Source organism: Marinomonas sp. THO17 (assembly GCF_040436405.1).
In the GTDB taxonomy this organism is placed as follows: Bacteria; Pseudomonadota; Gammaproteobacteria; order Pseudomonadales; family Marinomonadaceae; genus Marinomonas.
In genome coordinates this window covers 1,512,976-1,525,898 of record NZ_AP031575.1, presented here as the reverse complement: position 1 = coordinate 1,525,898, position 12,923 = coordinate 1,512,976, and the positions used below count along the sequence as shown (strand labels likewise).

Below are 12,923 nucleotides of genomic sequence, written 5' to 3'. Positions count from 1 at the left end.
AAACCAATTATTTCGTCCACCGCAGACGGTACTCATTACCATGAATTTAGTTACTACGAACGTTATAATGGTTTAGTTGCACCGAAAAGAGTAAGAAACCTATTGCTGGCAGTAGTAATAACAGGGGCGAAGTAATTTGGTAAGCTTCAATGGCGAATATGGAGATTTTTTTCGTAAAATAAGCTCGTTAAGTTTGTGTCAAATAGATTGTATTAGGTATTGGTATGAGATTTCTCAATCCACGAGCATTAGAGTATTTAAACGCCATTGATCGATATCGTTCATTGCGCAAAGCCGCTTTAAAATTGAATATTGATCCGTCTGCTATTAGTCGTTCTATTTCACAGTTAGAAGAAGGAGTGGGTTCAAAAATCTGGGAGAGGCGAGGTAACCAGAGTGAAATAACGTCGGCAGGTAGAGAATTATTGAATTATTTTAGAAAGATGCAGGCAAGTGAAGCGGCGACCATCTCTAAGATTCACGACATTATAGGTCTAAAAGCCGGTGAGGTTAGAATTGCTGTGGGTGAGGGCTTTATTACAGACTTAATTTCAAACTCTCTGCAAAGCTTTTTAGAACGTTATCCTGGCATTCAGCTAAGTATTCAAATGGCGGGAGCAAAGGAAGCGATTCAGCTTCTTGAAGATGATCAGATTGATTTCGCTGTTACCTATGCTTCTTCCAATCAACCAAACTTGTATTGTCATGTGGAAACTCGACATCCGCTAGACATCATTGCTCCTGCAGGTCATCCGCTTACTGAACGATCCTTGCCAATCGCTTTACAGGAGCTGACAGAATTTCCATTGGCGGTGATTGATCAATCAACTGGTATGGGACGTCTCATTAATATTGCGGAGGAAACCGAAGATATCCTGCTTGTTCCAAGATTACGAACGAATTCGGTATCAGTACTGAAGAATTTTGTGGCGTCAGGTTCTGGCATTAGCTTTATGCCTAGACTATCTGTAGAGCAGGAAGTTGAAAGTGGTGCGATTAATATCATTGAAGTAAAGGATTCTTTTTTATCCAATGCTCGAGCGAGAGTACTTAGTAAAAAAGGAAGAGAACTTACCATGTCCGCCAATGAGTTGTTGAATCATTTACAGGTATCTACAAAATTTTTAAACAGTGATGCACCAGATCATATGTTAGCGAAAAATAAAGGTAACCTTGGAAAAGGTGTTGACTAATTATCAACACCTTTTCTATTGAATGATCAACAGGTCAACGATTAGTCTGATATGGCATATCACAAATGACATAATATAAATCACACAATAGGAACTGATGACATGTTTAAATCAATTAATACAGGTGCTCTTACTAAAACGGCAAGGGCGGTTTTGGTGAGTAGTCTTGTTCTCGGTGCGTCAAGTTTGTTCGCACAAACTATCAACTTAAGTTATAACGGCGCAGCGGATGCGAAGAAAAATGCTGTGCATATGTTCGCTACGAATCTTAAGCAGTTAGTGGAAGAAAAAACGAATGGCGACCTAGAAATAAAGCTTTATCCAAATAGTATGTTAGGTGAAGAAGAAGAGCGTATGGAGCAGGTAATGAACTCTCCTATGCTTAATATTGCGTCTTTTGGTGGCGTTGCGCCATTGTTTCCAGAGATTTTTGTCAGTTCTATACCATTTATGTTTGCTTCATTCGAAGAAGCTCATGATTTCTTTGATAACGGAAACTATTGGCAAGCAGCTGAAAAAGAATTCTATAAGCGAACTAATGTACACATGTTATCAGTTGTTGAAGAAGGTGGTTTCCTAGCCTTTACCAATAACAAAAAACCAATACATACGCCGAGTGATTTTAAAGGATTAAGGTTCCGCGCAATGGATAAGAGCCAGGTTGCTTTGTATGAATCATTTGGTGCGTCTGGTACACCTATCCCTTGGACTGAAGTTTACATGGCTCTGCGCACTGGTGTTGCTGATGGTCAAATGAACCCTCCTATGTATATCATTTTAGGCAGTCTGAACGAAGTCCAAAAGTATTTAACATTGGCGAATATACAGTATTCTGATCAGTTTCTTGTGGCCAACGATGAGTTAATGAAAAGCTTAACGCCTAGTGAGAAAACAGCGTTAATGGCAGCGGTTAAAGAAGCCACATTGATAAATCGTAAAAAAGTAGAGGCGCAGGTTGAAGAGCGCATTGAGTTTCTTGCTGAAAATGGTATGGAAGTATATCGTCCAACTCAGGCAGAGCTAGACCAATTCAAGAACATAGGTCAGCCATCTTACCTTTCTTGGTTGCGTGAACAAGATATCGATTCTAAATGGATTGATATGGCCCTAGAAGACGTAAAATAATCTCTTGTGTCCTATCTCCCCGGCACCAGTCGGTGCTTGGGGAAATTTCAAAAATAACTGACTGGGCCTAGTGTTGAAGAAGTTGTTAAAAATTTCACTAGCTTGCCCATATTGAGTGTCCTCAATGCTTCAAAACAAATTAAGACTTGCCTCAAGAATGATGAAATATATAGCCTGTACCATGTTGGTTCTTAATCTTCTTGTGTTATTAAATGGTGTTGTATCACGCTATATTCTCAATGGTGCTCCTATTTGGAGTGATGAGCTTGCTCGCTTTCTTATGGTTGGTTGTGTCCTGTTCGCAATGGGTTTTGTATACCTTAGCGATGATCACATGCGAGTGTCTATTATTGGTCGTTTGATACCACCTAGGTTGCATCCTTTTTTATTATGGTACCGTTGGCTTGCTATTCTTGCGGTTAGTATTTTTCTCGCTTATGCAAGTGCTAAGTACGCTTTGTCATTATCTCGGTTCCATACTGCAGGGCTGGGTGTTAGTAAAACATTACCTCTCTTGTCTTTGCCAATTGGTTTTACTGTATTGGCTCTATTTGTTCTTTTTCGTGGTCCATTTGTTGAGCAGCAAGTAGTTGAAGAGCAAGAAAAAGAAAAGAGGGAAGAGTCATGTTAACTGTCATGTTATTAGTGTTTGTTGTTAATGTTTTATTGGGGCTGCCTCTTTTTATTAGTCTATTGATTACCGGTGTGACAGGTTTTTTCTTCGTTGACATGAATATGGCAATGAGGATGATGCCTCAACAATTTTTCAGCGGTATTAATGTCTTTTCTTTGATGGCAATCCCGTTGTTTATTTTGGCGGGTAATCTCATGAACAGTGCTGGATTGACTGTCAGACTCATCGACTTTGCGAAATCCTTGGTTGGTCATCTTAAAGGAGGGTTGGGTTATGTCAATGTGGTATCGAGTGTGTTTTTCGCCGGGGTAAATGGTTCTGCAGTTGCTGATACTTCTGCCTTAGGTTCTTTGCTTGTGCCTGCCATGAAAAAAGACGGCTATTCTGCATCCTATGCTGCCGGATTGACCGCTGGTAGCTCTTTGATTGGCCCTATTATTCCACCTAGTATTTTTATGATTCTGTATTCATCTATTACCAATACATCGGTAGGAGATCTGTTTTTAGCAGGTGTGATTCCTGGCTTATTACTGGGAATAGCCTTTATGGTGATTAATTATATTTATGCTCGTAAAGCGAATATTGGTGTGTCGCGAGAGAAGCCAAGTATTAGAAAGATTATGCAAAGCTTGAGTATTGCGATACCTGCATTATTGGCACCGATTTTAATTGTGGCCAGTATCGTATTTGGTTTTGTAACGCCGACCGAATCAGGTGTACTGATTGTACTCTATAGCTTGATTGTTGGGCTGTTGAGTAAACAACTGTCTTTCGTTGCAATTGGTAAAGCTTTAAAAGAAACCCTTGTCTTAACCTGTGCAATCTTTGTGATAATTGGCGCTTCTTCGATTGTAAGTTGGTTGTTGGCTTATGCTCAGGTGCCAAATGAGTTTGCCGTTATGTTGCGTCCATATTTAGACTCACCAACTCTTATTTTGATTGTGATTAGCTTGATTACGTTTGTCACAGGTATGTTGATGGAAGAAGTTTCTGCACTTATGTTACTTACTCCAGTGTTTGCCCCCGTTGCAATGCACGCAGGAGTGGATCCAATCCATCTCGGAATTATCATTACGATGAACATTACCATTGCATTAATTACGCCACCTATGGGGGCTTGTGTCTACGTTGCAGCAGCAGTAAGTAAGATTGAACTAACGGATATGTTTAAATCTATATGGCCATTTGTTGCGGTTGCTATGGTGGTGCTGGCATTGTTGATTTTTGTACCGAGTTTGACTCTGGCTCTACCATTGGTATTCAAATAAGTTATGTTAAATTTAGTTTATCCAGAAATACCATCATACTCTTTTCCAGATTGGGAAAAGCTAAGTATGATTCCTATACAAGAAAATAATGAGCCGCTTGAGCCGGTTAGTTTAGCAAATAAGCTAAAAATGTATCCTGCCTACTATAAGTTACGAGTTGCTAATGCTTTGCCTGAGTGTTTCGTTAGATCCTCCGTACTAGACAGGCTTAACTTAGCTGCCACTTTTCTGCCAGGACACCTTTATCTGGTTGTATTGGATGGTTGGCGGCCTTTTTCTGTCCAGCAATATTTGTTTGATTCGTTAACTAACTTGCTGACCAAATCCTTGCCAGATTTGCCACTGGAAAAGGTTCGAGCAAAGGCTAGAACACTGGTATCTCCACCCAGTGATAATCCAGAAACTCCTAGTCCTCATCTGACTGGCGGCTCTGTTGATGTTACGTTATGCGATCAGAATGGCCGCTTTCTTAATATGGGTACCTTGTTTGATGAAGCGAGTGATGATTCATGGACGGCAGCACTAGAAAACAAGACCTCTCCAGATAAAAGCACTCAAGTGGCGATACAAAATAGAAGAATGCTTTTTCACGCAATGACTCAAGCTGGTTTTACCAATTTACCTAGTGAGTGGTGGCATTATGATTTTGGTAACCAATTATGGGCCATTAATAAGGGAGAAAGGCACGCATTGTATGGTGTGACCTCCATAACGAGTATTGAACAAGGATGGAAAGAGCAACTAGCACGATAGAGTAACTTTCACTAATTGTTTGGTACATATGAAAATAAATGGCCTAATCTTTTAAGAGAAGGCCATTTTTCATGTTTGTGTTTTGCATAAGTTAGAAAATATTTAAGTATTTATCTAATGTTGAAAGCAGTAGTTAAAACCTCATGCGCCTGTCATTATGCCTTCAATTAAAAAAAGAAATATTTGCTCGGCTAGCGGATGCTACTGACGTTGAATTAGTGACATTGATTAATGAGCGAGGGAGTAAAGTTTCGCTCCGTTTGTTTGATTTGAATGTTGTATTTGGTTGTAAAAATTTGGCTGAGCTCGTCGATTAGAAAATCAGTTTTCTTTTACAGTGATGAAATTACTTAGCTTGACGAGCCAATGCTGCCTACCGGAAATATGTTCAATATTTATCATCGTCACTTGCCTCGAATAAAAGCAAGCTATGTTCTGTCTGGAGTCGTAGTCTTTTTCGGACTCGCCCAATTGTCTCGAGTTCCCCTCGACCTTAGTGACGCCACAGTCGCCATATTGTGAATTGATTGAGTGGTGTTTTAGCTGCGATTCAGAATGATCCGCAGCTAATGCGCAAAAAAAGCCCCTGCAAAACAGGGGCAATATTGGCAAGTACAATGAAATAAGTTAATGATTATTTCAAAGCATCACCAGGAGGGTAGAAAAATCTTAATAGCCCAGTTCTTTATTGCCTTTAGCAATATCAGATGCCATACGCTCGTAGGTTTCCTCAAGGGACAGCTCACCAACTATCAACTGACTCATACGCTGAACAATAGTGTCGTAAACCAGATTGGAGCCTAGCGCTTTGTAGAAGTTGATTGCCGCTTCAGAAACTTTATCTGCATTTCGGGCGAACACCGTCATGGCAGATTTTGCGTTTTCATCATCAAGCTTGTAATTGATGTTTTTAACCTCAGCGCCTGGAATAATGATGAAGTTTTCAGCCAGTTCTCGTTGAATGGGTTCTGACCCCAGATATTCAATCAGTTTAGCAACGGCTTCTGGATGTTTGGTGCGATTGAAACCAGTCAAATAGGTTGTACCTGGCATTGGTACACAGCCCCCCGGGCCACATGGCGCGTCTAGTACCGTCCAGTTAAAGGCATCCTGAATGTTTTTCTGGAATGGGTTAACCATCCAGTTACCGGCAAAGTAAGTTACTGCGTTGGCATTGATAAACTCATCCCCCATGCTCTTATAGCGGATACCACCGGCAGCGCCCCACATTTCTTTCGGGAAAGCGCCCGTCTGAGTCCATTCATACAAATCTTTTATGTAAGCTTGCGCGGCTTCATCCGGGAATGTGAATGCACCATTGTCAGCAACATAGACAGATCCATAAGAGAAGGCAGGACCGGAGAAGCGGTGACCAGAACGGTCCATAGTAAAGGGAATATCAACACCGGTTGCATCAGCAACCTTCACAGAGGCTTCGACGAGATCTTTAAGAGAGGAACCGGGCTTAGGGATTGGAACACCGGCTTGTTCGAACAGAGTTACGTTGACAAAAGGCAGGTTAAGAGTTTGTGAGGCCAGATAACCGCCGATTTTATTTGCTGAGTCGCCTTTGTTGCGAAGGTAGTCGAGAGTGTTGCCGTGAAGGGCTGCGAAAGCGTCAGGATCGTCCATGTAAGGACGTAAATCCAGAGTATATTTTATCAAGGATTGATCGGCATATTTTGCGAGGTCAGGTCCTTCACCAACAGATAATTGCAGAGACAATTGTTCGCGTGATTGAGAGTAGCCAGTGGTGACAAACTCGACTTCAATATCTGGGTTCTTAGTCTCAAATTGATCAACCAATTCGCTAATTCTTTTGACATAGTTTGGATCATCATCAGTAAACCAGAAGGTAATTGTGTCTTTCGCCATTGCTGAGCCAGCGCAAACAGAAGTTGCTAAGGCCAGCGCACTTAAAACCAAGCTTGAACGCGTCATTAGTGTTCCTCCAAATTTTATTTTATTCCTATATAAATGAAAATATTTTCATTTATTTCATATTTGGTTTTGCCTTGCTTGAGGTTTGATTATATGGCTATACTGCCGAATAAAGTCAAATATAAATTACATGTTCGCAATTAAATAAGTGTAAAAAGGGAATGTAATGAAATTTTTTTCATTAAAACTGTTTGGATGCAAAGATGTCGATTAATAAAACTACTTTTTGGTCTGTCGCGGAAGGTGAAACGTTAAATCGTTGGTCGTATTCCGATGCAGAAAATTGTTATTACCCGGGTGAGTCTCGCCCAATGCCAGATGCCGTAGATTATCGTTTCGTGAATGGCTGGGTGGCGACGGGTGATTTACCTTGTCGAGAAGCATTGCGCAAGGAATTACAAACGCGTTCTGTTGAGCTACCTACTGAACTCAACTGTCCAGAGATCTATCTTGGTGGTGAAGATCCACGGGTGGATTTTTCTACATTCTGTTTTCGCCCGACGTTAGTGACAAGGTGGTTGCGTTGTAAACTGACCAGTGCTGTGGCACAGCATATTAAAGTGTCTATTGAAACTTGTGGCGGTGTTCATGTTTGGCAAAACCATCATAAAGTCATTCAGCTGGATCATTATCAGCGTAATGAATCGACGGTTGCAGAATATCAGTTAGACCTTGATCAGGGTGAAACGGAGCTGGTCGTTTTTTTAGAAGATTTACACGAGCGTGATACCAGTTGTTATTTCGTGATGACCTTACTTGAAGGTAAAGGCATTCAGTCAGGTATCGTATTGGATCTTGATGAAGAGTACGCAAAAGAAATTGAACGTACTTTGAACGGGCTGCGAACTGATAAAGTTTTTTATTGCGATGAATGGGTAAAAATTGCGGCGGACTATTTACCAAGCCAAGCAGTAAAAATTCTGCTCGATACTGACAGTCATCCCTCTGAAACAGTAACCATGAATGTACTGCTCGATGGCATGAAAATGGATCGGGAAATTTCATTTGTTGTTGATCAGGATTTTAAAAGTGCGGATCTGTTTGACAGTACAGGTTTACGTGCAGGCTGTGTTTCTCTTCGTTTTGTTGTTCAAGTCGATAAAACGCATTTCAGCCGTACCCTTGGTACGACCTTATTACCTCCTCCTAAATCCATGAATATGCCAACCCTTGTAGAACGCAAAAAGCGAGCGCTGGCTTATATGTTGGAGCAGGGTAAGCAGGAACCTGCACGTGCATTAGCGGCATTAGCACAAAATACGTCACTGGATGTTGCAGAAGATATTCTGCGCACTGCTCTGTTACCAATTTCTGAACGTCACGATTGTGCTGACTTTTGGATGTTGCCAGTACTTTGGGCGTATCAAGGTTTTAGTGATATTCGTTTAACGGATGAATTCTGGCAGCAGGTGAAACATCAAGTTTTGAACTTTCGTTATTGGCTCGATGAACCGGGTGATGACGTAATGTGGTTCTGGAGTGAAAATCACGTGCTGTGCTTCCACGTTTCACAGTATCTGGCTGGCTGTTTATTTCCAAACGACGTATTTCCAAACAGTGGCAAGACAGGGGAGCAACATAAAGCTCAGGCTTTTGCCCGTTTGCAACTTTGGTTTGATGCTATTGATCAGCATGGCCTAGCTGAATGGAATTCCGCAGCTTATTACCCTATTGACCTATTGGGTCTGTTCACACTCATGGTTAACGCTGAAGATACAAGCTTGGCTGAGCGCTCCAAAAATCTGATCGATCAGATTTTTGTGATGACTGCACTGCATAAAATCGGCAGTGTTTCAGCAGGCTCACAAGGTCGGGTGTATGAGAAAGAATTGCTCGCCGGTCCAGCAACTGAACTGGCATCAATTGCAGCGGTTGCCTTTGGCGGTGATTGGTATCCTGGTTATGACCGTGTCAGTGCTTTGTTGGCGTTAAGTGATTACGAGACACCAAAAATCTGTCAGCAATTAATGCAAGTGCCAGATGGTGAGTCGATTTATGCAAAGTACACGCAGGGGCTTGATCACAATGCGCGGGTCACACTTTGGAAAACACCTTCGCTTCAGCTGTCAACCGTGTCGGACTATAAAACCGGTATCAAAGGTCATCAGCAGCATTTTGTCGATATTCAGACGAACGCACATCCGATGGCACGATTCTGGATTAATCATCCGGGTGATTTACGAGTCTGGGGGGGCAGTCGACCATCTTATTGGGCAGGTAATGCGGTTCATCCAAAAGTCGCCCATTACAAAAATTTTGCGATGATGATTTACGATCATCGTGCCTATAACGATGTGATTGATTTTGTTCACACCTTTGTTCCAGTCAGTATCTGTGATGAATTTGAAGCCTCGGATAACTGGCTGTTTGCACGCACTGGTAAGGCTCTAATCGGGGTTTACTCATCAGGTCTTTTGACTGCACATCAGCAGGGTTTGTATGCCGGTATGGAATGGCGTGTTGCCGGTTCGCAATCGGCGTGGTTGACCATAGTTGATGAAGTATCACAAACCCTAGATTTTAAAGCCTTTAAAGCAGCCTGCCAGGCACGACAAGTCGTCTTCGATGCTCAACAAAACCAGCTCAGTGTTCATCATGATGATGGCGTGCTGCGCTTGGATTATGACAAAGGAATTTCGATTGATGATCAGGCAATAACCTTTGCACCACTAAATGTAGTACCGCATATCGCAATCAATAACAGTAAGTCACAGCCTTGGCAAGATTATCAATAAAAGCGCACCACAGACGATGATGACATCGTGTATGTGTTCGATAGGAGCAATGAATGAATGATCAACAATTAACGGAATCTTTGGGTTTAATTTCTAAAGGTTTCCGTTCTCTCAAAGGCATTGGCGAAGTCCAGTCAGCCGAGCGAGATGACATACTGTTTGATGAATGGGATTGGGAAGTGGGTGTAGGCCTTTACGGTGACTTGCGCGATGCCGAGCGTCGTAAGGATCAGGTTGCACTAGAGCGCATTGCCCGTTGGTATGACTGGCAAATTGATCGTGGCTTGCCTCGCCGTCAAGTGAATTCAACTGCTCCCATGCTGGCGCTGACATTATTGTCAGAACACTTTGATCGACCGGATTGGAATGAAATTATTATCGACTGGGCAGACTGGTTGCATAGCTCAATGCCAAAAACAGACGAAGGTGGTTTTCAGCATCTGGTCAAAGAACGTGATAACGATGGTGAACTTTGGGACGACACGCTATTTATGGCGGCTTTGTTTATGGGCGCTGCGGGTCGAGTTTTTAGTCGTCAGGAATGGATTGAGCAAGCCCAATATCAATACCTTTGTCACATCCGGTTTTTAGGTGAAGTGAAAAGTGGTTTGTTTTATCACGGTTGGACTTTTAATGGGCGTCATAACTTTGCCAAAGCTTTATGGGCGCGCGGCAATTCCTGGCTGACCATTGCTATCCCAGAGATTTTTTACATTTTAAAACCTGAGCCTGTTGTTGCCCGCTATCTGAAAGCAGTGTTTCAGACCCAGTTGCAGGCATTGGTTGGCTTGCAGCGAGAGGATGGCATGTTTCATACCCTGCTTGATGATCCGACTTCGCCAGTCGAAGCCTCTGCCACTGCAGGTTTTGGTTACGGTGTGTTGGCAGGCTACCGGGAAGGATTGATTGAGCTTGAACCTTACCACGAAATGTTAAATGGCTGCCTCAACGCAGTCGCTAAACGAATTAACAGTGATGGCATTGTTGAAGAAGTGTCCGATGGTACGGCCATGGGCCACAGCCTTCAGTTCTATCATGAGATTGGCAATACACCTGCACCCTATGGGCAGGCACTTGCATCATTATTTTTATCTGAGTATCGCGCATTGATCGATACCTTGAACAAATGACCAAGAGGCGCTGATCAGCCTGTCAATATGAGTTAAAAATTATTTGGAGTAAACACCTATGGCAGCGATAAAAATAAAAAATCTATATAAAAGTTTTGGCAAAAGCGAGGTTATGCATGACGTCAATATAGATATCGATAAAGGTGAGTTTGTGGCTTTGGTTGGCCCATCCGGGTGTGGTAAATCAACCTTGCTGCGTTTGCTTTCAGGTTTGGAAGAGGTCAGTTCCGGCGAGATTTTTTTTGATGATGAAAAAGTAAACGGCTTACCGCCCGCTCAACGGGAAATCGCCATGGTGTTCCAATCATATGCTCTTTACCCACATATGAATGTCTACAAAAATCTGTCGTTCGGGTTGGAAAACCTGAGCATGGAAAAAGAAGAGATCAAAAAACGCATTACTGCTGCGGCCAAGATGTTGGATCTTGAGCCTTATTTGGACAGAAAGCCTAAGGCCTTGTCCGGTGGTCAGCGTCAGAGGGTTGCTATTGGCCGTGCGATTGTTCGTAATCCACGAGTCTTCTTGTTTGATGAACCCTTATCGAATCTGGATGCAAAGCTGCGTGTACAAACGCGCTCTGAATTAACCCGCTTACATAAAAAATTAGCCACAACAATGATTTATGTGACCCATGATCAGATCGAAGCGATGACCATGGCACAGAAAATTGTGGTTGTGAATCAGGGGCGTGTTGAACAGGTCGGTAAGCCATTGGAATTGTTTGAACGCCCGGCAAACAAATTTGTTGCTGAGTTTATCGGTTCCCCCAAGATGAATATGTTCCCAGCGAAAATTACTGATATTCAGGAGGGGCAACTTGAGATTAGTTCGACCGCGTTAGGTCAGTTGTCACTGCCAATGATGCTAGACGAAGCTAGGGTGGGGGATGAGGTTTCGGTCGGGATTCGTCCATCACATATTGAGGTGGTGGAAGCTTCTGATGGCGTGCCATTTACCATATCGAATATCGAGTCCATGGGACATGAAACCTTTATTTATGGTCAAGTCCCTGAGCTGGAAGAAGAAGTGGTTGTTCATATTGCGAAAAACTTTGTTGCTGAAGCGGGTGAAAGGTTAACTTTGGCGTTCCCTCAGGAGTTCATTCACTTGTTTTCAGAAAAATCAGCCAAAGCGTTTGAGCGGGTAGCACTATGAACATACTCTTAGAATATATTTGTGACTTTTTTGATCGATTTTTACGTTTGCTTGAGCGGCCACTGTTAGCGCTGCAAAAAGTGATTGGTATTCATCGTATGGCGTATTTTTTTCTTGCGCCTAACATGATTCTGTTTGCTTTATTTGTGTTTCTGCCGGTGGGGCTGGCAATAGCCTATGCCTTTACTGGTGGCACGGAAATGCTGATCTGGAATCGCCCATTTGTGGGACTGGAAAACTTTCGCCGGTTATTATCCTGCTCCTCCTATATGGACCCAGCGACCTGCGAATACGATATTTTTTGGACAGCCATTCATAATACAGGTTGGTATACTGCTTTAAATGTGATTGGCACTTTATTAATCTCACTTGCCACTGCCTTGGTTCTCAATCGACTTACCCGTGGTAAAGCATTTTTCAGGGCAGTTTTCTTTTACCCTGTGTTGCTGTCCCCGGTTGTTATTGGTCTGGTATGGAAATGGTTCCTAGCGCGAAATGGCTTGTTAAACCTCTTTGTTGAAAACTTTGGCGGTGAGCGCATTATTTTTATGCTCGATGTTTTTTGGTCGCGGTTCTGGGTTGTTTATATTTCTATCTGGTTCCAGATGGGGTTCTATACCTTAATTATTCTTGCTGGTTTGCAGGCGATCCCTAACGATATCTATGAAGCCGCACAAGTGGATGGCACCAGCCGTTGGCGTCAGTTCCGTAAACTCACCTTGCCTTTGCTGATACCTAATTTATTGGTTGTGACGGTACTCTTGCTGATTCGCTCAGTACAGGTATTCGATGAAGCCTGGGTACTGACAGATGGCGGTGGACCGGGAACGGCGAACACCTTTATTGTACAATTTATTTATCAGACGGCCTTTAACTCTGAAGTTCGCCTCTATGGTCTGGCTTCTGCAGCCTCAGTATTAATGGGACTAGTGTTACTGGTATTAACACTTGTTCAGGTTTGGATGTCCAAGAAAGCGGAGCATTGAGC

General features: G+C 42.6%; 10 protein-coding genes. 9 read left to right on the top strand and 1 reads right to left on the bottom strand.

Features of this window, described 5'->3' with window-relative positions; genetic code table 11:
* Nucleotides 1-224: 224 nt before the first annotated feature.
* The 5 genes from ABXS85_RS07190 (at nucleotide 225) to ABXS85_RS07170 (ending at nucleotide 4,973) form a co-directional block, all read left to right on the top strand.
* Complete coding sequence (locus ABXS85_RS07190; RefSeq protein ID WP_353669359.1) at nucleotides 225-1,193, top strand: LysR family transcriptional regulator; 969 nt, start codon at nucleotides 225-227, stop codon at nucleotides 1,191-1,193.
* A gap of 102 nt (nucleotides 1,194-1,295) precedes the next feature.
* A complete protein-coding gene (gene dctP, locus ABXS85_RS07185; protein ID WP_353669358.1) occupies nucleotides 1,296-2,318 on the top strand; it encodes a TRAP transporter substrate-binding protein DctP in 1,023 nt (340 codons plus the stop codon).
* Between the two features lie 157 nt (nucleotides 2,319-2,475).
* The gene (locus tag ABXS85_RS07180; RefSeq protein ID WP_353669357.1) at nucleotides 2,476-2,949 is read left to right on the top strand and encodes a TRAP transporter small permease subunit; all 474 of its coding nucleotides are present in this window, start codon (nucleotides 2,476-2,478) and stop codon (nucleotides 2,947-2,949) included.
* Nucleotides 2,943-4,220, top strand: coding sequence for a TRAP transporter large permease (locus ABXS85_RS07175; protein WP_353669356.1), 1,278 nt, complete (start codon nucleotides 2,943-2,945; stop codon nucleotides 4,218-4,220). Before ABXS85_RS07180 ends, ABXS85_RS07175 begins: the two co-directional genes overlap by 7 nt.
* A gap of 66 nt (nucleotides 4,221-4,286) precedes the next feature.
* Complete coding sequence (locus ABXS85_RS07170; RefSeq protein ID WP_353669355.1) at nucleotides 4,287-4,973, top strand: M15 family metallopeptidase; 687 nt, start codon at nucleotides 4,287-4,289, stop codon at nucleotides 4,971-4,973.
* A gap of 669 nt (nucleotides 4,974-5,642) precedes the next feature.
* Here ABXS85_RS07170 and ABXS85_RS07165 read toward each other — a convergent pair.
* Complete coding sequence (locus ABXS85_RS07165; RefSeq protein ID WP_353669354.1) at nucleotides 5,643-6,914, bottom strand: ABC transporter substrate-binding protein; 1,272 nt, start codon at nucleotides 6,912-6,914, stop codon at nucleotides 5,643-5,645.
* Between the two features lie 203 nt (nucleotides 6,915-7,117).
* On the opposite strand from ABXS85_RS07165, the gene ABXS85_RS07160 reads away from it, so the two are divergent.
* From ABXS85_RS07160 to ABXS85_RS07145, 4 genes are all read left to right on the top strand, one after another.
* Entirely contained in the window at nucleotides 7,118-9,649 is a 2,532-nt protein-coding gene (locus ABXS85_RS07160) for a hypothetical protein (RefSeq protein WP_353669353.1), read from the top strand.
* A gap of 53 nt (nucleotides 9,650-9,702) precedes the next feature.
* Nucleotides 9,703-10,779, top strand: a complete 1,077-nt coding sequence (locus tag ABXS85_RS07155; RefSeq protein WP_353669352.1) for a glycoside hydrolase family 88 protein — start codon at nucleotides 9,703-9,705, stop codon at nucleotides 10,777-10,779.
* A 112-nt stretch (nucleotides 10,780-10,891) separates the two neighbouring features.
* Entirely contained in the window at nucleotides 10,892-11,935 is a 1,044-nt protein-coding gene (gene ugpC, locus ABXS85_RS07150) for a sn-glycerol-3-phosphate ABC transporter ATP-binding protein UgpC (protein ID WP_353669351.1), read from the top strand.
* Entirely contained in the window at nucleotides 11,932-12,921 is a 990-nt protein-coding gene (locus tag ABXS85_RS07145) for a sugar ABC transporter permease (protein ID WP_353669350.1), read from the top strand. The genes ugpC and ABXS85_RS07145 overlap by 4 nt, the downstream gene beginning before the upstream one ends.
* Nucleotides 12,922-12,923: the final 2 nt, after the last annotated feature.

What these genes read in the sequence shown, in the direction of transcription:
- ABXS85_RS07190 (WP_353669359.1), top strand. Translation starts at nt 225, where the DNA reads ATGAGATTTCTCAATCCACGAGCATTAGAGTATTTAAACGCCATTGAT.
- ABXS85_RS07145 (WP_353669350.1), top strand. Translation starts at nt 11,932, where the DNA reads ATGAACATACTCTTAGAATATATTTGTGACTTTTTTGATCGATTTTTA.
- ABXS85_RS07175 (WP_353669356.1), top strand. Translation starts at nt 2,943, where the DNA reads ATGTTAACTGTCATGTTATTAGTGTTTGTTGTTAATGTTTTATTGGGG.
- ABXS85_RS07155 (WP_353669352.1), top strand. Translation starts at nt 9,703, where the DNA reads ATGAATGATCAACAATTAACGGAATCTTTGGGTTTAATTTCTAAAGGT.
- ABXS85_RS07180 (WP_353669357.1), top strand. Translation starts at nt 2,476, where the DNA reads ATGATGAAATATATAGCCTGTACCATGTTGGTTCTTAATCTTCTTGTG.
- ABXS85_RS07165 (WP_353669354.1), bottom strand. Translation starts at nt 6,914, where the DNA reads ATGACGCGTTCAAGCTTGGTTTTAAGTGCGCTGGCCTTAGCAACTTCT.
- ABXS85_RS07160 (WP_353669353.1), top strand. Translation starts at nt 7,118, where the DNA reads ATGTCGATTAATAAAACTACTTTTTGGTCTGTCGCGGAAGGTGAAACG.
- ABXS85_RS07170 (WP_353669355.1), top strand. Translation starts at nt 4,287, where the DNA reads ATGATTCCTATACAAGAAAATAATGAGCCGCTTGAGCCGGTTAGTTTA.
- dctP (WP_353669358.1), top strand. Translation starts at nt 1,296, where the DNA reads ATGTTTAAATCAATTAATACAGGTGCTCTTACTAAAACGGCAAGGGCG.
- ugpC (WP_353669351.1), top strand. Translation starts at nt 10,892, where the DNA reads ATGCATGACGTCAATATAGATATCGATAAAGGTGAGTTTGTGGCTTTG.